The organism is Serratia sp. CMO1 (assembly GCF_015689115.1).
Taxonomy (GTDB): Bacteria; Pseudomonadota; Gammaproteobacteria; order Enterobacterales; family Enterobacteriaceae; genus Serratia; species Serratia marcescens.
The window spans coordinates 1,546,108-1,573,005 of sequence record NZ_CP065032.1 but is presented as its reverse complement, the minus strand read 5'-3'; the positions used below and the strand labels follow the sequence as shown (position 1 = coordinate 1,573,005).

At 49.2% G+C, this 26,898-nt stretch carries 18 protein-coding genes; 1 reads left to right on the top strand and 17 read right to left on the bottom strand.

From position 1 onward, the window contains the following. Positions 1–6: 6 nt before the first annotated feature. Genes IT763_RS07430 through IT763_RS07420 form a run of 3 tightly spaced genes read right to left on the bottom strand, consistent with a single transcriptional unit; the run spans position 7 to position 4,542 of the window. Positions 7–1,383, bottom strand: a complete 1,377-nt coding sequence (locus tag IT763_RS07430) for a TolC family outer membrane protein (RefSeq protein WP_016928415.1) — start codon at positions 1,381–1,383, stop codon at positions 7–9. A 2-nt stretch (positions 1,384–1,385) separates the two neighbouring features. Next, on the bottom strand, positions 1,386–2,717 hold the full coding sequence (locus IT763_RS07425; RefSeq protein ID WP_016928416.1) for an HlyD family type I secretion periplasmic adaptor subunit: 1,332 nt from the start codon (positions 2,715–2,717) through the stop codon (positions 1,386–1,388). A gap of 52 nt (positions 2,718–2,769) precedes the next feature. Further along, entirely contained in the window at positions 2,770–4,542 is a 1,773-nt protein-coding gene (locus IT763_RS07420; protein ID WP_028127960.1) for a type I secretion system permease/ATPase, read from the bottom strand. 641 nt (positions 4,543–5,183) lie between these two features. Here IT763_RS07420 and IT763_RS07415 point away from each other — a divergent pair. After that, complete coding sequence (locus IT763_RS07415; RefSeq protein ID WP_049299816.1) at positions 5,184–8,174, top strand: DUF4214 domain-containing protein; 2,991 nt, start codon at positions 5,184–5,186, stop codon at positions 8,172–8,174. A gap of 219 nt (positions 8,175–8,393) precedes the next feature. Here IT763_RS07415 and IT763_RS07410 read toward each other — a convergent pair whose 3' ends face one another. From IT763_RS07410 to wzc, 14 genes are all read right to left on the bottom strand, one after another. Next, entirely contained in the window at positions 8,394–9,719 is a 1,326-nt protein-coding gene (locus IT763_RS07410; protein WP_050487525.1) for a cellulase family glycosylhydrolase, read from the bottom strand. A 92-nt stretch (positions 9,720–9,811) separates the two neighbouring features. Continuing rightward, positions 9,812–11,206, bottom strand: coding sequence for an undecaprenyl-phosphate glucose phosphotransferase (wcaJ, locus tag IT763_RS07405; RefSeq protein ID WP_049299854.1), 1,395 nt, complete (start codon positions 11,204–11,206; stop codon positions 9,812–9,814). A gap of 128 nt (positions 11,207–11,334) precedes the next feature. Further along, positions 11,335–12,708, bottom strand: coding sequence for a phosphomannomutase CpsG (gene cpsG / locus IT763_RS07400; protein WP_028127956.1), 1,374 nt, complete (start codon positions 12,706–12,708; stop codon positions 11,335–11,337). Between the two features lie 63 nt (positions 12,709–12,771). Further along, positions 12,772–14,187: a mannose-1-phosphate guanylyltransferase/mannose-6-phosphate isomerase gene (locus IT763_RS07395; RefSeq protein WP_028127955.1), complete on the bottom strand. Its 1,416-nt coding sequence runs from the start codon at positions 14,185–14,187 to the stop codon at positions 12,772–12,774. A 70-nt stretch (positions 14,188–14,257) separates the two neighbouring features. Then, a complete protein-coding gene (locus tag IT763_RS07390; protein ID WP_206195297.1) occupies positions 14,258–15,322 on the bottom strand; it encodes a glycosyltransferase family 4 protein in 1,065 nt (354 codons plus the stop codon). After that, positions 15,322–16,380: a glycosyltransferase family 1 protein gene (locus IT763_RS07385; RefSeq protein ID WP_028127954.1), complete on the bottom strand. Its 1,059-nt coding sequence runs from the start codon at positions 16,378–16,380 to the stop codon at positions 15,322–15,324. The genes IT763_RS07390 and IT763_RS07385 overlap by 1 nt, the downstream gene beginning before the upstream one ends. Before the next feature lie 31 nt (positions 16,381–16,411). After that, the gene (locus IT763_RS07380; protein ID WP_016928424.1) at positions 16,412–17,746 is read right to left on the bottom strand and encodes an O-antigen ligase family protein; all 1,335 of its coding nucleotides are present in this window, start codon (positions 17,744–17,746) and stop codon (positions 16,412–16,414) included. Next, positions 17,746–18,885: a glycosyltransferase family 4 protein gene (locus IT763_RS07375; RefSeq protein ID WP_049299856.1), complete on the bottom strand. Its 1,140-nt coding sequence runs from the start codon at positions 18,883–18,885 to the stop codon at positions 17,746–17,748. The genes IT763_RS07380 and IT763_RS07375 overlap by 1 nt, the downstream gene beginning before the upstream one ends. 28 nt (positions 18,886–18,913) lie before the next feature. Then, the gene (locus IT763_RS07370) at positions 18,914–19,930 is read right to left on the bottom strand and encodes a hypothetical protein (protein ID WP_016928427.1); all 1,017 of its coding nucleotides are present in this window, start codon (positions 19,928–19,930) and stop codon (positions 18,914–18,916) included. Between the two features lie 47 nt (positions 19,931–19,977). Then, complete coding sequence (locus IT763_RS07365; protein ID WP_071525944.1) at positions 19,978–20,484, bottom strand: DapH/DapD/GlmU-related protein; 507 nt, start codon at positions 20,482–20,484, stop codon at positions 19,978–19,980. After that, positions 20,478–21,719, bottom strand: coding sequence for an oligosaccharide flippase family protein (locus IT763_RS07360; protein ID WP_016928429.1), 1,242 nt, complete (start codon positions 21,717–21,719; stop codon positions 20,478–20,480). Before IT763_RS07360 ends, IT763_RS07365 begins: the two co-directional genes overlap by 7 nt. Beyond that, entirely contained in the window at positions 21,720–23,960 is a 2,241-nt protein-coding gene (locus tag IT763_RS07355; RefSeq protein WP_016928430.1) for an N-acetylneuraminate synthase family protein, read from the bottom strand. Positions 23,961–23,963: 3 nt separating this feature from the next. Beyond that, complete coding sequence (locus IT763_RS07350) at positions 23,964–24,653, bottom strand: cytidylyltransferase domain-containing protein (RefSeq protein ID WP_016928431.1); 690 nt, start codon at positions 24,651–24,653, stop codon at positions 23,964–23,966. An 87-nt stretch (positions 24,654–24,740) separates the two neighbouring features. Then, a complete protein-coding gene (wzc, locus tag IT763_RS07345) occupies positions 24,741–26,888 on the bottom strand; it encodes a tyrosine-protein kinase Wzc (protein WP_028127952.1) in 2,148 nt (715 codons plus the stop codon). Positions 26,889–26,898: the final 10 nt, after the last annotated feature.

The window sequence follows — 26,898 nt, the reverse complement described above, 5'->3', positions numbered from 1 at the left end:
ACCGGACTAGCGACTGCGGGCAAAATACTGCGCGACCCGCATAACATCTTTTTCATCCAACGTACCGGAATCGCTCAGCAAGGTGATCCATGATTTGATGTAGGCGTACTTGGCGGAAGCCAGATCGCGCTGGGCGCTATAGAGCTGCTGTTCGGCGTTGAGCACATCGACGTTGACGCGTTGCCCGGCCAGTACGCTCTGCCGAGTCGCCGTCACCTGTGTCGTAGCCGATTGTACCGCCAACTCATAGGCCGCCACCTTGGCGCGGCTGCTGATGCACAAATTGTATTGCTTGCGCAGATCGTTGAGCGTGGTGCCCGTCTGTGCATCCATTTCATACATCGCCTGGCCATAGCGCGCCGCCGCCTGCCGGGTCGACGCCGAAACGCCGCCGCCGGAATAAATAGGCATGCTGACCTGCACGCCGATGCTGTCGGTACGGTATTTCTGGTTAACCGTATTATCGCTGCTGGAGTCGTTTTCCGAATGCGAAGCATACAGCTGAACCTGAGGCATAAAGCCCGCACGATTCCTTTCGACATCATACTTGGCGGCGTCCACGCCATGACGCGACGCAGCCAACACCGGGTTGTTCTCCAGCGCGATCTTTTGCCACTCTTCGAACTTGGACGGGATCAGCGGCGCCACCTTAAACTTGCCCGGACGCAAAACCTGCAATTCATCCAGTTGGTTCAGCGGCATGCCGATAATCACTTCCAATTCGCGCTGGGCGGCGTCCAGCGCATCGCGCGCTTCGATTACCTGCGCTTCGGCCAGGCTGTAGCGCGCCTGGGTTTCCGATACGTCGGTAATGGTGCCTTCACCGGCGCTCATCAGGCGATCGTTCAAGGTCAACTGTTCCTTGTAAGCCGCCTTTTGCGCTTCGGCCAACGCGATTTGATCCTTGGAATAGGCCACTTCGACATAGGCGTTAATCACCCTAACCGCAAGATCCAGCAATTTGCCGCGATAGCGCTCGTCCGACATCATCGTCTGCGCCACGCCGGCTTTGTAGCGCGCGTACGCTTCATAGTCGAACAGCGGCTGCGTCAGCGTGATCGAACTGGAATAACTGCGATATTGCTGCCGCCGGGTGACCTCCGAAACATTGCCGAAAAAGTCGCTCTGCGGATATTTTTGCGTCTGCCAATTGCGCGGTGAATTCTGATAGTTCAACGACACCTTCGGCAGCAGCCCCGCCCTACCGATGTTTTCGTTCTCATCTCCCGCTTCTTTCTCTTTTATAGCCGCCCGGAAGGTCGGGTCCTTTTCTAATGCCAGCGAATATGCGTCTAAAATCCCTATCGAATAAACCGGCGCAGATATCGCAAACAAAAGGGTGCCGATAACCAGACCGGCAGCCTGTCGTTTTGATTGAATCAAAATTATTCCTCGGTTAATGAAGTATGAGCGCGATCCAAAATAGGTTTAAACAGATAGCTCAGCAGCGAGCGCGAGCCCGTTTTCACGAACACCTCGACCGGCATCCCCGGCTTGATGTCCTCGCCACTGAGCATCTTCATGCCCTCCGGCGAGACCGTGACCTGCATCTGGTAGTAAGGTTCTCCATTGGATTTGTCGACCAGGCGGTCGGCGGAAACCAACGTGACCGTCCCCGGAATTTTCGGGGTTTTGTTTTGGTTGAAGGCGGTAAACATCAGATCCACCGGCAACCCGTTGTACACCTTGTCGATCAAATCGACTTTCAGGCGAGAATCCACCACCAGCGTCGCCTGGCTGGGCACAACGTCCATCAGGTGGTCACCCGCTCCCACGACGCCCCCCTGAGTGAAAATATTCAATCCGACCACGGTGCCATCCACCGGTGAGATGATGGCGGTGTTGCCCAGATCGAAGTCGGCCATTTGCAGCTTGTTGCGGAACTCGCTGGCGTCCATTTGGGTTTGCGCCAGTTGCGTCCTGACTTCGCGCTGATAGTCTGCGAAGCGTTGATCGATGCGCTGCTGAGATTCCTGCAGCTGCTTTTGCAATTGACCAATCCGCCCGATGGTTTCATCGATGCTGCTGTTCACCTCAGCGAACTGGCGCTGGACTTCCAGATAACGATTGCGCGGCAAATAACCGTCCGCCGCCAGTTGCTTCATGCTGTTCATCTGCTCACGCAGGCTGGAAAGTTGGATCTGCTTGTTGGCGCGCGAATCCTGCAGGCCTTTCAACTGGAAGCGGATCCCATCCATCGACTGCTTATAACCGTCAATTTCACTTTGCAGCCCCTGGCGGCGAGAGGCGAACAGCTGCGTTTGCAACGCGATGATTTCGGCCACGCGCGGCTGATCCTTAACCTGGGTGAAAACAGGGGAAAAAGTGACCTTGCTCAGACCATCGCGTTCAGCCAGTAAACGCCCTTCGGTGGCCAGCGTGGTGTAGTACTGATCGCGCAGCGAATCAACCTGAGCCTGCGCCTGCACCTGGCTCAATTGCACCAGAACCTCACCGGCTTTCACCTTGTCGCCGTCTTTCACCGCGATATTCTTGATGATGCCGCTGGCCGGGGCCTGCACCGTTTTGCGGTTGCCGGAAACGGTTACCGATCCCGGTGATGCCACCCCTTTATCCAGAGGCGCGAACGCTGCCCAGGCCAAAAATCCGAACAGACCAATTCCCACTACCAGCCAGCCCATCCGGGTAAACCGCCGTTCATCCTGCGGGATCTCTTCAATATACGAGTCTTGCGGCTCGCCAATATGCGTCGACATACCAACTCCTTTACACTGCGGACGGCAATGAAGCCATCAGGCAATTCACGGCTTAATTAATTTGCGTTTTTGGGATGTTGCCTTCATCCGGCTCAGAATTTACCGCCCTCACCGCTTGCTGAGGCTGTTGCGTCTGCGCTTTTTGCGCATTGGCCAACGCCTGAAGCACTTGTTGAGTCGGGCCGAACGCGTTGACGTTGCCATTCACCAACAGCAACAACTTGCTGGTCATCGACAGCAAATTGGTGCGATGGGTAATCAGAACCACCGTTTTATTACGTTGCTTGAGGAACATAATGGCCTGGTTCAACGCTTTCTCGCCCGCATCATCCAGATTGGAGTTAGGCTCATCCAATACCACCAGCGAAGGGTCGCCGTACAATGCGCGCGCCAGGCCGATACGCTGTTTCTGTCCACCGGACAACCCAGCGCCACCGTTGCCGAGCACCGAATCGTAGCCGTTAGGGAAACGCAGGATCAGTTCGTGCACACCGGCCAGCTTAGCGGCTTCAATGACTTTCTCTGAATCGATATCGTTAAAGCGAGCGATATTCTCGGCGATAGTCCCGGCAAACAGCTCAATGTCCTGCGGCAGATAGCCGATATACGGCCCCAATTCATCCTTGTTCCACTGATAGATGTCGGCATTATCCAACCGAACAATCCCTTCACTGACCGGCCAAATGCCGACCAGCAAACGCGCCAGCGTCGATTTCCCCGACGCGCTCGGGCCAATGATCCCCAGCACGTCACCGGGCTGGATGGCAAAAGTCACGTTATGCAATACCGCATCGCCTTTGGAGCCCGGCGGCGTGGCGGTGACGCCTTCTACTGCGAGTACCCCTTCCGGACGCGGCAAGGACATACCGGTGCCACGTTGCGGGTGCGTTTCCAGCAGCTTGACCAACCGGCCATAAGAAAGCTTTGCCGCGCTGTAGCTCTTCCAGACGTTAATAACCTGCTCAATCGGCGCCAGCGTTCGCCCCATCAGAATGGAGCCGGCGATCATCATACCGGGCGTGATGTGCCCATCGATCGCCAGCCAGCCCCCCAGCCCCAGCACCAGCGATTGCAGCGACATGCGCACAAACTTGGTGATCGATGTGACCCGCGATGCGCGTTCGCTGGCGATGCGCTGACTGTTCAAAAACCGCTGGTGCAGACCGAACCACCGGCGTTTCAGGTTAGGCAACATCCCCAAAGCCTCGATCACTTCGGCATTTCGCAGATTGGTGCTGGCCAGCGTACCGGACATAATCGACAGCTTGCTGGCCTCCGCCAGCGGCTTTTTCGACACCATTTCGTTGATCACCGCCAATGCGATCAGCAACAGCGCACCGACCAGGGCGAAAAGCCCCAACCAAGGATTAAACAGGAATATCACCAACAGATAGATCGGAAACCACGGCGCATCAAAGAAGGCGAACAGCGCGCTGCCGGTGAGGAATTGGCGCAGATTGGTCAAGTCGCTCAGCATCTGGCCGGCGTCGGAAGAACCGTTTTTCAGATTCGCCTCGTAGGCCGCAGTGTAGACTCGCGTGTTGAGACGCATATCCAGCTGACTGCCGATACGGATCACCACCATGCTGCGCACGTATTCCAACAGCGACATCATGCCGAACATGCCCAACATGATCAGCGTCAGCATCAACAGCGTGATTTCATTACGCGAAGGAAGCACCCGGTCGTAAACCTGGAGCATATAGATAGAAGGAACTAGCATTAATAAATTAATAAATGCGGTAAATATGCCAACGGTCCAAAAAACCTTACTGCGAGTCCGTATAACATCCGCAATTTCATTGCGCGGTATAAATTGATTCACTTTCTGCCCTTACATCATGTGCACTGTCAGTCCAATCCGCATTGATATTTATGAGATTAACCTCACAAAAAAAGCCCCAAACATGCTCAAGACTGCAGATGCTTTTTCATTAACTATAGATACATATATGGAATTCCAGCAAGGCTGGCAGATGAAAAAAACATGTGCCAAAAAGAACAAAAAAAAACAATACAAAGCAAAAAGTTAGCAAAGGCTAAACGAATATGGCATCACATCGCATCCGCCGTGCATCAACGAGGCCATTCCCGATGCCACGCCAGTTAAATCATTAGAAATCTAATAATCCCCAATGTTAAAAAGCCAAAGGTGATTATCTTAGACATAAAAACATTAATCTTACACAGCAAACCCACAGTATTAATTGAGATCACAATTGGTTATAGAAAAGCAAAAATCAAAAAAATAAAAAAAATCCTATAACCTTGACAAAAATCTCATCAGCTCCTTTGATTAAATCGTGAAAGCAACAATTGGCATTAGTGTGTCATTTTTATATGCCGTTGTTTTTACAAGATTTAATACTAAAAAATCTGACCAAACCTCTTCCTGGCACGGCTATGGGGGGCCGGTCACATCTTTCTTATGTCCGTAGAAAATGGGTACATCCAAAGGGGTAACGTATGGCCACATTAGTAGCACAGCAAAAAGCGGCTGCTTTTTTCCTTGCAATCTCTGGAAAGAATATTGACACCGCGGCGTTAGATTACTACTCGCAGAAAATTGAAACTTCTGCACTTTCTCTGGAACAAGTTGCGCAAAAATTCATTGCAGGCACCGCAAGCCTGAACGGTCTGACGGCTTCTCAGATCGTAACCAAAATATACACCGCAGTGAACGGCAGCGCCCCTAGCAGCAGCGTGCTCGCCGATCTTTTAGCGGGCAACCCCACCACGGCATCCGTCGTCGCCAAGGTGATTAACGACGTACTCAGCTACAGCGGTTTTGATTCAACGCTGCTGACAGCACAGAGCAATTTCGAAGCCCAAGTCGAAAAAACCCTGTTCCCAGTCGCAACCGCCGCATCGTCGGCCGGCGCAGCTGACGTCCAGGGTGTTTTCCATGTCGTGGGCTTAACGCAAACTCAGGACGGCATTACCTACTGGGGAACCGTATTGGCGCAGGGCGGCAAAACGCTGGCGGCAGTCGCACAAACCTTCGTGAACAACAGCCCGCTGAAAACGTTAAGCGATAGCGATTTCATCAATGCCATCTTCCAAAATAGCTATGAACGCGCACCGACCTCGGCCGAAAGCAGCAGCTATCTTGCCTTGCTGAGTGGCGGTTCGACTCGCGGCGATGTCGTCGCTCAAGTGATCGCAGCACTGAAGGGCACCGTTGCCGCCGGCGATACCACGGCCCAACAACACTTCCAGGCGGCGACGCACGTGTGGCAACCGGGTGAACTGCCGGCCCTGAACTATCAAGAACAAGTCGCAGCCGCCTTCCTGGCAATACCGGGCCGTGGCGTCGATGCCAGCGGGCTGGACACCTGGAGCAAAGAACTGTTTGCCGGTAAGACTTATGCACAAGTCATCACTACCCTGATCAATTCCGCAGAGTCGCAAAAGAAAGGCGCTCAATTGACTGGCGATGATTTTGTTCAGCATATCTTTACCCTGGTGCATGGCACCGCCGCCACCGCTGCGCAATTAGCCAGCTATGGTGCGCTGGGGAGCAAAACGACCATCACGCAGGCCATTATCAACGACCTGCGCAACTCCGTCGCCACTGACAGTGCCACCGTCACTCAGCAGCATGGCTTCGAATACGATATCGGTACCAGCCTGCTGTACAAAACCGCTGCGTCTCTGACGGCAACGGCCGCCGGCGGCAACGCGACGGGCACCGTCAACACCGGCGCATCTCACCAAATTAGCAATGCCGAAACGGCAGTGTTGACGGATGTGCAACTGAACGCCAATGCCGCCAGCATCGTGAACCTGAAGTTCGCCGACCATCTGGCGAATCTGACCATTAACGGCACCAGCGCAGCAACGGTCAACCTGTCTGACAACGGCGTTAATCCAGGCGTAGATATCACCGTCAATAACGGCAACGTCATCCTGAATGCCAGTTCGGGTGCGGATGACGTAGTCGTCACATCGGCGGCAAACATTGCGGCCGGCACGGCGCAGTTTAACCTTGGCGCCGGCAACGACAGCCTGCACTGGGCTGGGAACGGGGTTTCGGGCGGTGCGAACAGCGTGGCCAACACGGTTAAGGCTGACGGCGGCGCGGGTACGGACTCCATCTCCGCCAACTTCATTACCAAAACCGTGGTGACCAACCAGAACGCCCTGGGCGTTCGCACCAGCACAGTGACCAGCAACGCCAATAACTTCTCGAATTTCGAGAAGATCGACCTGACCGGCTACATCGGCAAGTCCGTTGGTACGCTGATTACGACACCGCTGATTGGTTCACCGACCACCACCAGCGTGACTACGCCAACCAACACCTTTGACTTTGGGCTGACCAACGGTACATCTACGGTTGAAGGCACTACCGGCGGCACGATTACGCAGAACGCGGCGACCACTAATCTGGGCACGCAAGGATTTGTGATCTCCGGTCTGGCTAACGTCAACGTCATCAACGCCGCCGGCGGCAACGCCGCGCAGCTGGAAGTGAAAGGGGACGCGACCTCCGCCAGTACGCTGAATTTCACCTTCGTGCAGAACGCCACCGATCACTTCAACATCAACTTCGATGCTGTGAGTTCCGCCAATGTGAATGCCGGCGCCATCACCCTCAACAGCAGCAGCAGCGCCCTGTTGGGTACCGCGCTGAGCACGGTGAACGTGGCCTCAGGTGGTACCGGCAACTTCGATAACATTCTGTCCTTGGCCGGCACCAATGCGCAGGTTCAGACCATCAACGTGACCGGTGACCACGCGCTGGATCTGACGCTGGGCAGCGGTTTCAGCAACGTGCGTGATATCAATGCGTCCACCAACACCGCGGGTCTGAATCTCGACTCCAGCCATGGCGGTACCGGTGACGGTATCATCATTCAATTGCTGAACATTCTGCCGCTGAGCGTCATTACCACCAACCTGTTGGCGCCGGTGTTGACGGCGTTGGGCCTGAACGGTTACCAAATGACCGTAGAAGGTTCCAGTGCTGCCGATACCCTGGGCGTGATTGGCAACACCACGCTGACCGGTGGCGCAGGTGCCAACACCTATGACATCAAGGCGAGTAACACCCAGGCGGGTGTGACCATCAAGGACTTTAGCAGCCTCAAAGACAAGATTGTCGATGTTAACCATGGCGGCCTGACTATCTCCAATGACGCCACCGGCACGGCGGTCGCGGACTACGGCACACGTTCCGCAGACACACTGGATGCGCTGTTGGGGACTCTGGTGGGCGGTTTGACCAACGGCGTTATCGGCCTGCTGGGCGGCATTCTCGGTCTGGACAGCAGCAACTCGCTGACGTCGAAAGTGGGTGTGGCATCCGTAGTATTCAGCGGTGGCGGTAATACTGCCAGCTCTTATGTGATTATCGACAACAACGATAACCATACGCTGGATCTCAACGATACCGTGGTATACCTGACCGGGCAGAACCACCAGCAATTGGTGGATACGCTGCACTACGCGTAAGCGTAGCGCCATCACCGAGCGAGCTGATTTTTATTCAGCGCCGCGAGGGGAAATGCAATACGTGTACTGATGCCAGCCGGCTATGCCGGCTGGCTTTTTATTGGCGTCAATGTCGGCGAGTGATGAAGAAGCGCGTCGCTTAATCCTGGATAAAAAAAAACCGCAAGCTTATTAAGCTTGCGGTTTTTTATTCACGGCGCGTACGGCGCTCTCGATAGCCTACCAAGGCGATGCTATAGGGGCACTGGAGCGCATCATTACCGGTACATCACCATCGGGTGCGGCCGTATTCCCCTGAACCTCTTTGAGCGGTGTGGCACTTTGGTTTTGCGGAGCTTCAGCAGACATAAAACTGCGCAGGCTTGAAGAAATGCCGCTTGCAGGTTGGCTCACCGGTTTTTCCTGCCAGAAAAGCATCGCATGCTGATTATTGCCTTTCAGGGCTATGGAGATTTTCCCGCCCGGCAGCACTTGATATTTTTCGACGGAATAGGATCGCGCAACATCTGCCACCTGACTTAAAGCCAGCATCGACGGCTTCGGTTGGCCGTTCCGCGTCAGCAACCCAAATCGATGTTCGTTGATTTTCGGGTTGTCGCCATCATCGAGCAAATCGTACCACCATACCCCCTTAATAAAGGGACGCGATTTGGCCAGGAAGGTATATTTCACCACATATTGCGCGGCCACATCTTTTGATAACCCGCCTTTACCGTCATAGGTTGGCACGCCAATTTCCGTGATATAAATCGGCACCGTCTTACCTGCTGCCTTTGCAAGCCGGGCCTCAAATTTATCCACGACGCCGAGGTTCCCCTCAGGGGCCCGTATAGCGTAATTATCGTTGCCATACGAGTAAGGGTGGATAGAGAAGCCATCAACGTAATTCAACACGCCGAGTTTAACGATGTTATCAACCCAGGAAGGATCGCGAGTGCCTGTTGGGTTAGCCGTTCCCGTAATGACAATTGCGTTGGGATCGGCTTTTCTCACCGCAGCCGCCGTTGCTTTCACCAGCGCGACGAAAACTTCCGGCGGCGGAGGCGTCCGCGGCTTTGGCTTAATTGCAGTGGCATTCGTCCATTCGTTCCAGATCTCGTAATACTTGATCTTGCCCTTGTATTTAGACGCTGTCCAATACGCATAATTGGCGAATGCCTGAATGGCCTCAGGGGTGGTTGGATAACCCGATGGATCGTAAAGCTTGTTACCGTACGCCAATACTAATAACCCATTCAGACCGAATTTCGCCTGAGCATCGTTAAACGCTTGGTCAGCCTTTTGCATATTGCCGGTTATGACATACTGCCCTTTTTGCTGTTCCAACCCGCTCCAGGGAAAATCCGCACGATACGACGTGAAACCGTATCGCTTGATCAGCTCCAAATATTTATCCGGATCGTTGGGATACCAGCGAAAATGCGCATGCACCCCGACTTCGAAAGCCAACGCATTCGCACTGATGAACATCAGCGGCAATGCGAGAGCCAGCGATGCGGCGGGTCCCTGGCGACGCATCCGTTTACGGCTTGATTTAGTCAACATCCGACCTCCAGTTTTAAAAGAAAAATGAATCGTCTCAATACCCCAGAGATCAGGAAATCCGCATTTCCCGGGCGCGACGCTCGGAGAAAACCTCAGTACGCCGCTTTATTAATGAATCCTTTGAAAATGGTCAGGAAGACGATTTTAATGTCCAACCAAACGCTCCAGTTACGGATATAGTCCAAATCGAACTCAACGCGCTTTTGCATTTTTTCCAACGTATCCGTCTCGCCACGCCAACCATTGATTTGGGCCCATCCCGTAATGCCTGGCTTCATTTTATGGCGCAGCATATAGCCGTTGATCAACTTTCTATACTGCTCATTATGTGCCACGGCATGCGGCCTTGGACCTACGATCGACATGTCGCCTTTCAATACATTGACAAACTGCGGCAGTTCATCCAGCGAGGTGCGTCGCAAGAAGGCGCCGACCGGTGTTAAACGCGAGTCCCCTTTTTTCGCTTGAACGACTTTATCGCCATCTTCCATCACGGTCATCGAACGGAACTTCCATACCTCGATAGCCTTACCATCCATGCCATAACGCCTTTGTTTGAAGATGATCGGACCGGTAGAGGTAAACTTAACCATACCGGCGATCAGCAGCAGAACCGGAGATATGAACAGCAGAATAAATATTGACAGAATGATGTCTTCAATACGCTTAATCACCTGATTAATCCCGCTCATCGGGGTATCAAACAATGAAACGACAGGGACGCCATTAATTTCTTCAGAACGCGACTGTAATATATTGAACGTAAAGATATCAGGAATCAGCATCACTGAGCAGGTCGTATCAGAAAGATCCGCAATCGTATCTTTGATCAATTTTTCCTGCTCCATCGACATTGCGATATATACCCGATCAATACGCCCACATTTTGCATCGCTGACGAGTTGAGACAAGTCGCCACAGCGCTCAATCTTGCTGTTCAATGGAGAATTATCATTGTCGTAAATGCCCAACACTTTAAATCCCATCCAGTGAGCATCACGCAAAGACTCTGCCAGGCGAATGCCGACGGGCATCGCCCCCATGATGGCCACATTACGGGTATTGAAACCAATATTGCGCATGTATCCCAAGAGCAGCCGGATCACGCTGCGCGTAATGATCAAACCGCAGCACACCAACAGATACCATTGGATATAAATGGAATATTCGTTGTTGAACACATTTATCAGCGCCACCGTGCCCGACGTCAACAGCAGGCTCAACGACCAGTTTTGCAAAATGAGCTGGATTTCCAGACCCGCACGCACACCACGCCATGATCGATAAAAATCAGTAATACCACCAATCATTTGGAAGATGACGATCGAAATTAATACCATAATCCAGTGCTGCATGCTAAATGCGGCACCGGAGATTAAGCAGGATAAGTACAATCCGCTAAAGATAACGAAAATATCAGAGAAGCGCTGAAGCATTGAAGTAAGAGACGCATTAGTATGCAACACACCCCGACGGAAACCGTTCATAGATAACTGCCTATTAACTATCATAGTATAGATGCCTTTTGTTAGTTTTCTCTGGTACCTATATCACTTCGCAATGCTGGGCCGTATACCGCCCGCCCAGCATTAGAATATAGCTTTAAAACCAGAGATCAGCTTCGAAGCAAGGCCAGTATTTCCTCTGTTTTCTTCTGCATCAGTGCAGGATTGGCTCGCGACTCGACGTTCAAACGCACCACCGGCTCAGTATTCGAGCTGCGTAAATTAAATCGCCAATCTGCAAATTCCAGACTAATGCCATCGGTCGTGTCAAATTCCAGCGCCGTAGGCCGATAGCGATTTAATACTCTTTCGATCGCGGCTTTTGGATTTTGCAGTTTGCTATTAATTTCACCCGATGCTGGATACGCGATCATACGATCCCCGACCAACTCCCCGAGCGTCTTGTTTTTAATGCACAGCAACTCCGCAACCAACAGCCATGGGATCATGCCGCTATCGCAATATGAAAAGTCGCGGAAGTAATGGTGGGCACTCATCTCGCCGCCGTATACGGCGTCTTCCAGGCGCATACGTTCTTTAATGAATGCATGGCCAGTTTTCGACATCACCGGCACTCCGCCCGCCTGCTTGACCACATCAATGGTGTTCCAGCTCAAGCGTGGGTCATGGATGATTTTCGCCCCGCCGTCTTTCTCCAGAAACGCCTCGGCCAGCAGGCCAACGATATAGTAACCTTCAATGAATCCACCGTTCTCATCGAACAAGAAGCAGCGATCGAAATCACCGTCAAACGCGATCCCCATATCCGCCTTATACTGGCGCACGGCTTGCGCCGTATCTTCCCGACATTCCGGCAGCAACGGGTTAGGGATCCCGTTGGGGAAATTGCCGTCAGGCTGGTGATGAACCTTGATAAACTCAACCGGCACCTGAAGCTGCTTGAAACGCGATTCGATAGCATCGATGACGTGACCGGCCGCGCCGTTACCGGAGTTGACCACCAGCTTCAACGGTTTGAAGTTAGCCGTATTCACATAGCCCAGCAGATGATCCACATACTCTTTTTCAATCGATATTTTTTCGTAGCTACCGCGCTTGGCCGGATCAACCGCAGCGAAGCTGTTATTTTCCGCCAGGCGCTGAATATCGCGCAAACCGGTATCACCGCTGATCGGCTTGGCTTGGCTGCGCACCAGCTTCATTCCATTGTAATTCATAGGATTATGGCTGGCCGTCACTTCGATGCCACCATCGAGACCTAAGTGGAAAGTGGCAAAATAGATTTCTTCAGTCCCACTGACGCCAATATCCAGAACATTAACCCCAGCATCGCGTAGCCCCTCAGCCAACGCGAGTTTTAGTTCCTCGCTGGTCAAACGAATGTCTCCCCCGACGACAACGCTTTGAGGTTGCAAAAACTCTCCATAGGCACGGCCGACACGATAGGCGATATCGCTGTTCAGTTCTTCACCTAGTTGCCCGCGAATGTCGTATGCTTTGAAACAAGTCAATGATTGAGACATATTGAGATCCTTACCAAATGTAAATACAGCGATGCGGCTCAAATATCCGCCGCACCAAAATTCTTAATTATGCTGAGCGGAATCGCCGATTCGCACGATATCGTCCTCGCCCAAATAGGCACCCGATTGAATCTCAATCAAATCCAACGGGATTTTTCCCGGGTTTTCGAGAGAATGTTCAACCCCAAGAGGGATATAAATGGATTCGTTTTCACTGATGAGTTGCATTTTTCCATTGGTATGCACTTTGGCGGTGCCTGACACCACTACCCAGTGTTCCGAGCGATGATGATGCATCTGCAAGGACAATTTCTCACCAGGCTTCACGGTAATGCGGCGAACCTGGAAGCGATCGCCTTGCGCAATCGCATCATGTTTGCCCCATGGACGATAAACCTCACGGTGCTGTTTGCTTTCGGAGCGCTTTTGCCGTTTCAGCTGATTGACGATTTCCTTCACGTCTTGCACTTTATCTTTATCGGCAATCAACACGGCGTCTTTGGTTTCAACCACAACCAGATTGTTCACCCCAACAGCGGCCACCAATTTATGCTCCGCGCGAATGTAGTTATTTGAACAGTTATGCTCAAGAACATCACCGAAAGTAGAGTTCCCTTTTGTGTCTTTTTCGCTGATTTCCCACAACGCAGACCATGATCCGACGTCATTCCACCCCGCGTCCAGAGGCACGACGACAGCATCTGCAGTCTGTTCCATCACGGCATAATCGACAGACTCATCCGGGCAGGCGATGAAAGCGTTTCGATCAACGCGGATAAAGTCCATATCAGGGGTCAGATGCGCGAGCGACAGCTTACACGCGTCCAAAATATCTGGGCGGAAGCGCCCCAATTCTTCTAGGTAACGGCTGGCTTTGAACAAGAACATACCGCTATTCCAGAGATATTCACCGCTGGTCAGATACTGCTGCGCAGTATCAAGATCAGGTTTTTCAACGAACCGCGAAACGCCGCAAATACTGGAACCGTCGATGCTGGTACCTTTTTGAATATACCCATAGCCCGTTTCCGGGCCCGTCGGTACTATGCCGAAAGTAGCCAGTTTACCCGCTTCAGCATAAGGAATAGCCTGATTCACCGCGTCGCGGAAAATCTCTTCGTCCTGAATGACGTGATCCGCGGCCAATACCAACATCAGCGGATCGTCACCGCTGGAAACGGCCTGCAAAGCGGCGAGCGCAATCGCCGGCGCGGTATTACGCCCTACCGGCTCCAGAATAATATTATGTGACAAACGCGTTATTTGTCGTAGCTGTTCAGCCACGATAAAACGATGCTCTTCGTTACATATAACAAGAGGATCAATAATGTCTAACCCTTTAAGCCGCATGACCGTTGTTTGCAACATGGAAAACTCGTTGCACAGTGCTAAAAACTGTTTGGGAAATAATTCACGAGAAAGCGGCCACAGGCGACTTCCTGTTCCCCCAGCCATAATAACAGGATAAAGGTTACTCATTTTTACTCTCACCGATTAAATATAATAGGAAAAAAATTTATTTTCATTCCAAAAAACGTGGATGTATCGATTATCTGTAAAGACGGTAGGTATTGGATACCATTTTTTCTGAAGTGAAATTAGCATTGTAGAAATCGACACAGTCTGCTTTCATTGCACCCCAATCGCGCTTGTCGCGAGTACTCAGTATTTCAGCGGCCTCATCAGCTGCATTGGTCGTAAACAGATAGCCCGTAACACCTTCATTCACCACCTCCGGCAATGAACTGCAGCGGCTGGCGACCACAGGCAACCCAGAGCTCTCTGCCTCAACGGCGACAAGGCCGAACGATTCCCAGCGGCTTGGCATCAACAACACATCCGCATAAGTGAAATAAGGAGCCATCGCTGAAGGCGTCAACCAGCCTTTAAAGTCCATTCGGACATGAGGGGCGGGTTGTTCTTTCGCATGCACATTGCCGCCGACGATCGTGATTAAAAATCTGTCATCCAGTTTATCGGCAATCTGCTGAACCAAATCAAATCCTTTTTGGTAATCAAAGCGGCCAACAAACAATATATTGATTTTATCTTGATGATAAGGGCTAGTCTCATCGGACAACGCGACAGGAGGCTCTACGCCGTTATAAACCACGGTCAAATTGCCCGGATCCATTCCGGCCATCAGTGCCGTTCTTTTCTCATATTCGCTGGTACAGATGATCACATCGGTATTCTTTTGCAGTACTTTCTCTATCTTGGCATAGACCTTTTTTTTCTTTTCTGATGTGTCCATCAGGAAAGAAAAAGCATGTGGGCAATAAATAATTTTGGGTTTGCACGTCATTCTTACCAATGGCGTTAACAACCGGCAAACAACCCCTGCAAAAGTACTGTGGACGTGAATGACATCCGGTTTTTCTTTACGCACTAACTGGATATAGTTAATAGCCAAAGAGATAAATGAAGGGATATTTCTCCCGGTGCGCGAAAATACCTTCATTTTTTCATCAGGGAAAGCCCCGATCTCGCGGTATTGGCTATCGGGCAACACACAGTAAAAATCAAATTCATCATTTTGCTGTACAAGTTGTCTAATTACCGTAGCGACGCCACCTTTCACTGTTTCGGCAACATGCAGCACTTTTTTTTTCATTACATAGCTCTCGTCATTATCTCGCTCAACGCTGCAGCCGAACGCATCCAATCGAAACGTTTGACATTCTCAAAACCCTCAGCGATTAAAGTTTGGCGCAACGCTTCATCCTGTATAATCCGCTCCAGTGCCTGTTGCATTTCCGGGATATTCTCTGGCTCAAAGTACAATGCACTCTGCAACAACACCTCGGGCAAAGAAGCGCGATTGGACGATACTACCGCGCAGCCACAGGCCTGTGCTTCTAACGGAGGAATGCCAAACCCTTCATATAAAGAAGGAAACACAAAGGCACGAGCATGAGAATAGAGTTCGACAAGCTGTTGATCGCTCACCCGCCCCAAAAACTGTATGTTATCGTTCGCCGCAGCTTCTTTTGTCGAAAACCCCACATCCGCGAAGTTCTTATTGGCGGCTCCAATGATTTTCAGTGTTACATCCTGGCTGTTTGCCATTTTAGAGAAAGCGGCAATCAGACCATGAAAGTTTTTGTGATAATTTGGAGACGAAACAGCCAATAAATAGGGGCGCTCTGTATCGGATACTGGCGCAGCAGGTTTAAACTGCTCAGAGACCGCATTATAGATTACGTAAATATTGTTTAATGGGTAGTCAAACGCCTGGCTAATTTCTTTTTTAGAAAACTCACTAACCGTTATCAACGCCTTACTGTGACGTAGCATCAGAGGGACTAGATTATTATAAACAAAACGAAATTTTGCAGAGTAACTTTGCGGATAGCGTTTATATATAATGTCGTGATGAGTAACAATTTTATTACGATAAAAGATCGGTGCCGTATTACAAAGGTTAATGAGAAGAGGACTTTTATTTTTCCTTAAAAAAGCAGGAAGCTCCAACTGCTCCCAAAAGTGGCCACTTTTCTTACCCACTACCTGAACATTCAATTGCGACGCGATATCGTGATGAATAATATTAGGTGGCGATACAAAAATGACATCATGCCTAATTTTACTCAGCGCAAGACATATTTCTTGAGCAAACCGCTGAACACCTGTCAAATCCTGCGTTAAAAATCGCGCATTGACATAGATCATTAATTACCTCGTAACTTTAAATAATATCGCGTCAATGTAGCGATTGAATATAGCCTACATTCTTCTTTGACCGACTCACGGCCCCCGTCTCGGGCGTTCTAATCGACAATAACAAGATTGAGATAATAATTGGGAATATGTAGCCTGGATAGTTTGTCAACGGGTTATTATAAACAAAGTTCATCGATAGCGAGATCATCCAGTATAGGTAAATACTGGGGTTAAGGCCAAGACGAGTACGTTGATAAAGAATGCCAAGAATAACCGACGCAACGATAACAAGAATAATGATGCCGACATTCCCGTAATTCGACAACATGTAGATATACATACTGTCAAGCGGGATTGAGTTCGTATTGTCATCACCAATCACTGCGTTGCCATTCACAGCATACCCAGCACCGATAAATGGCGAATATTCACTGTCAGCTCGCACGGCCTCTATATTGACTGTACGAAGTAAAATGCTGTTCTCCGCGTAAGCATTCTCCTTCGGAAATATCATCTCATAAATACTGTAATTGGTTGTCGTAATATAAAAGAACAGTGACAAGACCATCGTTACCATGGTAACTGAGTTCAGGCTAAAACGTTGAGAGAAAAAGCGTCTCAACATCAGGAACATGATATAAAGCAGCGCCATAATGATCGCCGTTTTCGATGTTGAAAATGCGATCCCTACCATAGTGAGAAGAATATACTTTTTGCGATGTTTTACGCTTACATAAGGCGATAACACCAGTGCAAAGAACAGATATTCACTGAGGCTGAATGGCCCGGTGAGCAAACCAAAAGCACGTAATTGACCTTGGATAGTGCGCAGCAGAAGACCATATTCTTTACCAAACTGTGTCAACTGCGGGCCTGGGTCAAAACCGATTAGCGCATAAAGCAGGCCTGCCAAGCTGGATTCGGCGACTGCAAAAAGCGCATTCAATACGGCAAAGAAAATATAGTACTTGATGATTTTATTAACAATTTCGACACGTTCATTATATTCAAAAAGAAGTAAAACGGCCGCGAAGAAAAAAGAACCGAATGTAAGCAACTCTAAGCGAAACTGAACTATAGAACGGAAGAAATCAAATCTTCCGGCAATCATACTAAAAAGAATATAAACTAACGAGAAGACTACCATTGACAAGAAAAAGACCAATACGCTTCTACACTGTTTTGACACGGTAGGATTACGCGCAAAAAGTAGTATTAGTACGAAAACTGGAACTGCCATGGCAAAAAAGTCTTTATATAACAAAAGTGCCCTGGTCGACATATACGCAGCGACGGTCACGACGCCGTTCAATGAGAGCAATGCCATGTACGTCAGCAAAAGAAAAACAACCAGCGACTTTGTCGATACTCTCATTATGACCCTCTATACACACTCTCATAGGCATCGGTTATTTTTTCCAGTTCAAAAAACGAACGACGCGATTTATTGTTATTTTCTCTAACGACGCTTACCACACTAGCGACAGAAAAATCTTTTAGCTCGAAAATGTTGTCGTAAAAAGCGGCGATTTCAGCCACTCCACCATTGAAAGACGTATACACAACCTTACCAGAGATGGCTGATTCCGCAACTGTCCGCCCAAAGGGTTCATTCCACCGCGTCGGTAGAACAACGGCGTCAATCTGCGCCATAAACTCTTCAATCTTGATAAAGCCAAGCAAATGAATGCCTGCTTCCAACGCCAACCCCTTCAACTTCTCGCCAGAAGCGTCACCGTTGAATCTGCCGGCGGCGTAGAATGCAACCTGGGGATCGCCGCTGGCCTGTTTTGCCAGAGCACAAAACTCATCAAACCCTTTGTCTTCGGTGAGACGACCGACAAAACCGATCCTGACCTTTTCGCTGACGGTCGGTACGTAGTCTATCGCCGCGACAGGATTGTAGATATGCGTATGCACCGCGTTGCGAGCAAATCCATTTCCCTGATGCAAGGCGGAAATATATTTACTTATACCAACAAAAGCATCCACGCGCTGACTGGCTTTTTTCTTTAGATAAGAGGTGATGCGCACTGCAGGCGACTGTACATCCATATTTTGGCCATGTTTAAACAACGTGCCATTGGGGTGGAATAGATAATAATCGCGAGTCGTATGCACCACGCGCGCCCCCAACTTCTTGGCCACTCGCCACGCAGCAACGGAAAACCCGCTGAGGTTGTTGGTATGCACCACATCCGGAGAAAACTTGCGTAGCTCGTTGCGCATGGCTCGAGCCATAAATGGATTATAAGAATCGAGTAGGTGCCACACCGCTTTTTTTAATTTGCTTGCAGCTGATGCCTTGAACGGCCAGTACACATTCTTGAGAGGTAAATAGGCAATATGCACGCCATTAAGAGTGTCATACTTTACCTCATCAAGTTCATGAAGACAAAATACACCAACCTCATGCCCGGCCCGTTGCAAACTTTCAGCCAATAGTTGGACTGATACCTCAGCACCACCTATTTTATAAGGAGCATAAAGCGTGTTAATTAAAGCAATCTTCATTCCCATCACCAAAATATAATTTATAAGATTAAAGTTTGTTTTTAATCAGCGTAATGTCCGCGTTTTCATAACTCTCATAGTTTTTATAAATTGCGCCGACGAATCCGACCCACTCTGGCGACAAAACTTTCTCATCGAGAACATAAGCGGTTATTTTTATTTTTTCATCGTATATCTTTACAAGATTATCATACAATGATGAATAAAAACCGGCTATAGACCTGACGTTCTCCCCAGCCACAATCGGATAAACCTCAAAGGGAAAGTCCAAGCGACGAACCTCTACATGCTTTCTGATTTCCTCTATTTTCTCTTCACGTTCGCGGCGATGAGGAATATAAACCAGTTCGGCATCAGTCTGGTTTGACTTTAAATCGCTTATCATTTTAAGCGTCAAATCAATATCATCAACAGACGTTACCCCCGCCTCAAAAAGCGGCGTGCCTATAATGAAGACTCTGTTCTTGCCATCAGGAAGGCTGGCCAGTTTAGCCTTAAAGTTTTGGTAACTGTGTTTAATGACCACATCGCGTTTTGAAACATTGCCTTCAATGTCATACACAGAGAAAAAGGTTATTTTTTCGCGCTCATTATTGGTCATGCCAAGTGACTTAAGGAAAACCGACTTTACGATGCTCCGAGTAGTGACATTATTGTAACGTTTAATTCTGAGCGTTGCCGTACCGTCATCCAGTAGAACTACATCCCTTTTTGGGTACTTATGCGCCAAAATCCAAAAAACTCTGGCGCGGTACTCACCGGCGATCAAAGTGACAGTTTCCTTCGCACTCACTACTGAAGTCGCGCTCTTCAATTGCCGCTTAATGTCAAAAGCATTGCCCAAATTCCCCTCAGCATCAATGGTTTTCAAGGAGCGATGCTTAATCATCTTCAGCAGATACACGATCTGCCCATGATTCAACGCGGAATTGGCCGAGCGCTTATTGACAATCAGCAGATCGAGCATGATGTCATTCGCATCAAGATATTCAATGAGATTAAAAGCCTGAAGCGGTGACTCGATATACGCAATGTACTTACTCATATTTCTAATATCCGATTAAGCTACGGGCATGAATGTTTAGTTGCCGTTCAATGGAATTTGCCTTCAGCTTTAAGCTGCAGATAATGAGCAACATCACGTTGCGAAAAGGGTTTGGCAGGATGGCCACCGGCTATAGCGTAAGGCTCTATATTTTTAACCACCACGCTGCCGGCTTGGATAATCGCCCCCTCACCAATGCTGACGCCAGGAAGAACAATGACATTGATTCCTAACCACACATTATCTCCTATGTGCGTGTCCTTCAGCACATAAGTATTATCGTAGGGAATAGCGTTTCCATGATGATTATGATTTTCTGTAATTAGCACGCAGCCAAAACCACAATGGAAATTATCACCAATAACAACCCTGCCCTTGCCGACCACCGTCAAGCCATTAGAGTTGAAGTTGTTGCCAAGCCGGGTTTTGTTATTAACCACAGTTAAAAAATTGACTTTCGGATCGCGGCCGCAGCTTTCAGCCACTCTGATAACTTTTGAGCGATAACGCTGCTTACGTAAGTTTCGCAACCATCGTTTAAGACTTGCTAGCATCTTTTCCTCTCAATGCCGATCTGTCGCTTGCCACAATAAAAAGTCACTGCACATGCATAAAAACTGGAAATTGCATAAACCAGGCAGAAATACTCAACTTTTATTTCCGTCATGGTGATGACAAAGATACCAATCAAATGCGTAATCATCGAGCCCATAGTAATAATCGATATTAATTTATTTTTACGATAGTAAAACAGTGAGTGCGTAAAAATATAATAAATCGATAAAAATGCAGTTCCAGGCAAAAGTATGTTGAAGTAATAAATTGCGCTATTGAATTCAGCATTAAATAAATATGGAAAAGCAAACGGCAGAATAAAGAAATAAATAACACATGAGACAATAACCAGAGCCGTGTATCCATATTGAATAAGCTCCACGCCTCGAAAATCGTTCGCTTTAAGTTTGCGGTAAATAAATGGCTGGAACGCCTGATTGATTACACCAAAAAAAAGCATAACGATGGAGGTTAGCTGGAATGCCAAGCCATAAACCCCCACAACAGCAGTGCTCATGTAATGAGCGATAAAGAAACGATCTACCGATGACTTAATCCAATAACTACCGTGATGCGGTAATAAGGATACTCCATAGCTAATGATTTCCTTATAACGTTTACGCGACGGCTCGAGCTCGCTGCGTTTAACCGCTCTCTTCCGGTAGACAAAGAACTCATAGGCTAACTGAATGCTGAAAAATGATGCCGCGATCGCTATCAAACGTTGTCCTGGCGTCGCCGCTATCATTTCAAAAAGGGCGATCGTGAACAAAACATTGAATGCGGAAAGCAAAAATTGACCGATAGCCGCAACTTTATAGGTCTGACTAATGCGCAAATGCGATAAATTGATAAAGTTAAGCGCTTGTGCCAGAGACGCTAAAACAACCAGAAAACCATCACTGAAAGAAACTGAGATCTTGGTGACCAGTGTGACTATGTAGAATATAGCCACCAATAGCACGCTCGACGCGACAGCCAAGGTGATGTTATCTCTGCGGAACACCAGGGAGCTCCCTTCCCCCTCCTGCATATATTTGACCGGCAACAGACCTTGACCACTGAACGAAATGAAAATGATCAAGATCTGAATAACGGACAAATACAGAGTCAGCGCGCCGTACCCCGACGCGCCAAGGTGTGCTGTCAAATAAGGCAATATGATGAAGCCGATGACTTTGCCGAGAATATCCCCTATCGACAAAGCCGCAGCCCCCATAATGGCTTTACTCATTTACAGATACTTTTCCAGGAAGTTAAGCGCATGCCAGAACCCTTCCCCTTGGTTTTTGTGCCCCTGCCACACTTCCGGAATAAATTGCGCGCCCGGCGCATAGCGGCGCAGATCATCCGCCAGCTCGTCAAAGTTCACATCACCTTTACCGATCTGAACCCCTTCACCATCCACACCCAGTGCATCAACAATATGCATGTGCGCGGTATAAGGGCCGACTTTCTGGGTGAAGTCATGAAGATCCCATTGGTAATAATTGCAAGCCATCATGGAGTGCGACGTATCATAGCAAATACGATAGCCGTATTTTTCACAGAACGCTTTAATCTCGTCCGGATCGACAAAGAGGTTGTGGTAGCTCTGGCCACCAAAGTGCCATGGGAATGGAGGCATCGTTTGGATGATAATTTCAACGCCTTCTTGATTGATCTCCCCCAAAGCGGCACCAATACGTTCGTACATCGCCTGACGCGACTCTTTCGGCAAGAAACCGGTGGTATTGAAACCACCCGCATTCACCACGATGACCGGACGCTCAGTTTTCGGGAAATACTGCTTTAATGCGCGAGTCACATCACAGACACGCTGCAACTGTTTGATCGAATGGGCAAGATAAGCAGGATCATCCGTTGCCAAGTCCAAAATATGATCGTTGGCGAACAACTCTGGGCTATGTACCGCAAAACCGATATCTTCAGCGCCGGAGAAGAATTCGGTCAAATCCAGCTCCATGTCCTGATAGCTCAGGTGGAATTCGACGAAATCCAGGTTGGATTTATTCTTCAGCTTGCCGTAATCGTGATAGCGCACAGGAATGCCGAACGGACGATTGAAGTCATAGTCCTTAGCCTCTATCGCTACATCATTCAGATCTGACTCGTAGAAGTAACCGCCTTTTTCGTGGTCACGATTGGCTTTCTTGCCGACCAATTGCTCCAGATACAGAGGCTGCAGACCCTGGCCCGGGCTCTTCACCTCTACCATCTCGCGGGTAATGATTTCGCCTTTTTTCAGATCGCGATTGATAATCAAACTCTTCGCCAGAGTTTCGCGATTGATCATTTCCCCTTGGGTGATAGTACGCTCGCCGGCATTGCCCATGGACTCTTCAACTTCGCGGATGCGCACAACCATCTCTTTGAACTCAGGTGGTAAAAGAGACACTTTATGGTCATTGCCTTCCATAGATTTGTCGATGGTGAAGTGTTTCTCGATCACGCGTGCGCCCAAGGCAGTAACGGCGATCGGCACGGAAATACCGCGCTCATGGCCGGAATAGCCCACCAGGCAACCCGTTACCTGCTGCAGACGCTTGATATAGGCCAGGTTGACGTCTTTAAACGGCGTCGGATACGTTGAGTTGCAATGCAGAATCACAAACTCGGCGCCTTTGGATTTCAAAAAATCAACCGAGCTTTTGATTTCCGCTTCGCTGCACATGCCGGTAGAACAAATCAGCGGTTTGCCTGTAGCAGCCAGCGCGGCCAACATTTCGTGGTTGGTGAAGTCGGCGGAAGCGACCTTATAACCTTCCATACCGTAGTTTTCCAGTATTTCAAGGCTCTTCAGATCCCAAGGGGTACAGAGCGGGGTCAACCCCTTCTCCTTGCAGTAATCGAACACTTCGATCAGTTCTTCATTGCTCAACTGGAATTTTCTTAGCAAATCCAGCGTGTACTGCGCGCCAAGATCGGCTGATTTGTCTTTATCGTTGCCGCCCTTATATAGCGAGCTCAGGTCACGCATTTGGAATTTAACGCAATCGGCCCCCGCGTCAACCGCCAGGTCAACCAGATGCTTAGCCAACTTGATGTCGCCATTATGGTTGTTGCCAATTTCAGCAATAATGTAAGTCGGCGAAGTTTCAGTGATGGTGTGCTTGCCGATCGTCAGGCCTTTTTCGCTTTGCAGCGCCACAGCGACCAGACGCCGATAGTCATCAACCAGCGGCAATACGTCAACGCCATTCGTAAACAGTGAGTCAATCTCGTTACGTGGCGCGTCCACTTTTTTATAGCGAACGTTCTGGTTCATCACTTCTGACATTTCGCGACTCAGATCGAAATCACCATTAGTGATCCAGCGGCGGAAATCACCGTCAGAAAAAGAGCCGCACAGCTTGCCGTCTTCAGTGACAACAAAAATGATTCGCTTTTTGTTCGAGTTGATTTTTTCTAATGCTTTAATGATTGATTCTGTTTCAAACACTAAAAAATCAGATATCTTTTTCTGGATTAACATGAATTATCTCCCACTCCAATTTTTCAAAATTACTTCAACAACCGCCCAATCCAGCAGGGTGTCAATTTCAAAGCTTTCCTCTTCAGACATCTTATGCGCAATGACTTTACCGCCAAGACGATTACCGGTGCTGAGGAGAATGTCACTTCTCGTAACGTAAATAGAACCGTTTTCTTTGAGTTTGATATTTTCAGGCTTAATATCTTGCCGACGCGGACGGTTTAAATAATCGTAATAAGCTTTCGGATTGTCTTCGTTTTCCCACAGGAAATGCCAAAACTCACATACACTCAGTAATGAATCGGCTTTTTTTTCGATAATCTTTTTGATTGCAGAATCAATCGCATCATCTTTACGTACAGGAGAGGTTGCCTGCAGCAAGACGGTATAGTCTGGATGGTAATTCTCATGTTCAGCCAACCATTCCAGGGTATGCAAAAGTGCAGGTTCCGTCGCGGCGGTATCGTTCGCGAGATGAGCTGGGCGCATGAACGGCACTTCTGCGCCATATTCCCTGGCTACAGCAGCAATATCCTCACAATCTGTTGAAACAATAACGCGCTCAATACTCGAAGAATTTAGTGCCTGCTCTATGCTCCAGGCAATTAATGGTTTACCTGCAATTTCTTTAATATTTTTCTTGGGAATACCCTTAGACCCACCCCTTGCCGGAATAATTGCAAGATTACTCATTTATTCTCTCCGAAATTGGATTTTACTAATTACTTTGAATGAATCAGAAAGCTCCTCATTACGAGGAGCTTTTTCTTAGAAGGGGATTTATTTATACTCGTAAGCGTAGTAGCCGTAGGCGCTACCCGATTTATTTTCTACGGCGTTAAGGATAATACCTTTAATTTCCATGCCGTTTTGCTCGAAGCGACGAATACTCACTTCGATCTCTTTCAGCGAGTTCACGCCATAACGCGCGACCAACAAGGTAGTGCCTACATTGCGTGCGACAATCGCGGCATCCGTCACTGCCAGGATCGGCGGGGTATCGACCAGAACGATGTCATACTCTTTGCCCGCCCATTCCAGGAATTCCGTCAGGCGGTTGTGCATCAACAGCTCTGACGGGTTCGGTGGGATCTTGCCACGCGAGATAAAGCTAAGATTCTCAATCGAGGTCTTTTTGACCGCTTGCTGCGCTGTCGCTTGTCCTGACAATACATCAGACAGCCCTACGCCCAATTCACAGTTTAACAGTGAGTGGGCGTAGCCTTTACGCATATCGGCGTCCACGACCAGAATACGTTGCCCCGCCTGAGCGATAACGGCTGCCAAGTTGATACTGACAAACGTTTTACCGATGCTTGGGCTGGCGCCCGAAATCATTAGAACGTTATTTTTGGCCTCCAAGGAGGCAAAATGCAGGCTGGTACGCAGGCTTCTAACGGCTTCGATCGCCAGATCGGCCGGATTGCCCACGGCAAGCAGGGTGTAACTCCTGTTGCTATTGCGCTTGCCGGACAGCATGGTTTCGCGGTCGCTTTTTTGCTGCCATTCAGACAGCGGAATACTGGCGTAAACGTTGATCCCTTGCTGTTCCAGCTGTTCCGGGCTTTCGATGCCGCGATGCAGCATGGTTTTAAGCAATACAAAACCCGTCGAGAACAAGCCACCAAGCAACGTGACTATCAGTACGATAATGGTTTTTTGCGGTTTAACCGGACGAGGCTGCGTAACGGCAGGATCCACGATTCGCACGTTACCAACCGTGCTCGCTTTAGTAATCCCCAGCTCTTGCTGTTTATTCAGCAACTGCATGTAAATCTCTTGCCCGGCCTGCACATCACGGGTCAAGCGCAAAATTTCCTGCTGGGTTTTCGGCATGACGCTGACACGCTTGTTCAGCTTGTCTTTTTCTTGCTGCAGCGTAGCGCGTTTTTCCATCAGTGCACGATAAGCGGGGTGTTCTTTGGTATAAAGTTTGGAGATTTCCGCTTCTTTAAACGTTAGCTCATTCAGTTGAGCCTCAACCCCCACGATCGTATCAAGAACAGACTTCGCTTCAAGTGACAGATCGACAGAATCATTCGCCTGACGGAAACGGTTGAGCTTATCTTCGGCGCTATCCAGCGAGCTGCGAACTTCCGGCAGTTGTTCTTTCAAGAAATCCAGGCTTTTAGCGGCCTCTTCCGATTTACGCTCGACGTTCTGCAACAGATAATTTTTGCTGATGCTGTCAAGAATGTTTCGCACTAATATCGGATCGTCACCGGTCAAGCTCAACGCCAAAACGCCGGTATCTTTGCCTTTGTCTTCAACGGTCAATGCATCCAACAGATTATTGGTCGCAACCAGTCGCGCCAACTTGGCGACTTCAAATACGGTGCCTGGCTCCGCTGAAATATCGCTTACCAGCAAGGAAACCCCATGGCCGCTTTCCAGCGCACCGACTTTCCCTTTGATAATCTCGGTGCCGTTATTGCTCAACACATAGTTCTTTGCATCGATCACCGTCAATTCCAGCTCAAGATCGTCTGAGTTGGCTGGCACATTGAGGCGGGACAACGCAATTTTGGCAGGTTCGGTTCCCGTCAAGCGGGCCCAGCCGCGACCAAATACCGGGAAGTATTTTTGCTGCACCACCGTTTCAAGGTTCAGATCATCGACAGTCTTGCCCGTCACCATGCGTGACTTTATCAGCTCGATCTCCGTGGAAGAGCCCGGTTGACTGTTCGGCAGCATTTGGGATAGGTCGTTGACCAACGAGTTACCGACGTTTTGTTCAACCTGAACCATCGCGTCAGCTTGATATATCGGAGTCGCGAACAGTGAATAAATGATCCCGGCAACAGAGAATAACGCAGTAATCCCGATGATGAGCCAGCGGTGATCAATTAAAGTTCCCAACAAGCGACTTAGATCAATCTCATCATGATTATTGGCTGTTGATAAGCCTGGTTTCGTATTATCAGTCATTGTAATCTCT

Excerpts from the sequence above, each read along its gene's own strand:
- IT763_RS07425 (WP_016928416.1), bottom strand. The coding sequence starts at position 2,717 with ATGTCGACGCATATTGGCGAGCCGCAAGACTCGTATATTGAAGAGATC.
- IT763_RS07415 (WP_049299816.1), top strand. The coding sequence starts at position 5,184 with ATGGCCACATTAGTAGCACAGCAAAAAGCGGCTGCTTTTTTCCTTGCA.
- IT763_RS07410 (WP_050487525.1), bottom strand. The coding sequence starts at position 9,719 with ATGTTGACTAAATCAAGCCGTAAACGGATGCGTCGCCAGGGACCCGCC.
- wcaJ (WP_049299854.1), bottom strand. The coding sequence starts at position 11,206 with ATGAACGGTTTCCGTCGGGGTGTGTTGCATACTAATGCGTCTCTTACT.
- cpsG (WP_028127956.1), bottom strand. The coding sequence starts at position 12,708 with ATGTCTCAATCATTGACTTGTTTCAAAGCATACGACATTCGCGGGCAA.
- IT763_RS07395 (WP_028127955.1), bottom strand. The coding sequence starts at position 14,187 with ATGAGTAACCTTTATCCTGTTATTATGGCTGGGGGAACAGGAAGTCGC.
- IT763_RS07390 (WP_206195297.1), bottom strand. The coding sequence starts at position 15,322 with ATGAAAAAAAAAGTGCTGCATGTTGCCGAAACAGTGAAAGGTGGCGTC.
- IT763_RS07385 (WP_028127954.1), bottom strand. The coding sequence starts at position 16,380 with ATGATCTATGTCAATGCGCGATTTTTAACGCAGGATTTGACAGGTGTT.
- IT763_RS07380 (WP_016928424.1), bottom strand. The coding sequence starts at position 17,746 with ATGAGAGTATCGACAAAGTCGCTGGTTGTTTTTCTTTTGCTGACGTAC.
- IT763_RS07375 (WP_049299856.1), bottom strand. The coding sequence starts at position 18,885 with ATGAAGATTGCTTTAATTAACACGCTTTATGCTCCTTATAAAATAGGT.
- IT763_RS07370 (WP_016928427.1), bottom strand. The coding sequence starts at position 19,930 with ATGAGTAAGTACATTGCGTATATCGAGTCACCGCTTCAGGCTTTTAAT.
- IT763_RS07365 (WP_071525944.1), bottom strand. The coding sequence starts at position 20,484 with ATGCTAGCAAGTCTTAAACGATGGTTGCGAAACTTACGTAAGCAGCGT.
- IT763_RS07360 (WP_016928429.1), bottom strand. The coding sequence starts at position 21,719 with ATGAGTAAAGCCATTATGGGGGCTGCGGCTTTGTCGATAGGGGATATT.
- IT763_RS07355 (WP_016928430.1), bottom strand. The coding sequence starts at position 23,960 with ATGTTAATCCAGAAAAAGATATCTGATTTTTTAGTGTTTGAAACAGAA.
- IT763_RS07350 (WP_016928431.1), bottom strand. The coding sequence starts at position 24,653 with ATGAGTAATCTTGCAATTATTCCGGCAAGGGGTGGGTCTAAGGGTATT.
- wzc (WP_028127952.1), bottom strand. The coding sequence starts at position 26,888 with ATGACTGATAATACGAAACCAGGCTTATCAACAGCCAATAATCATGAT.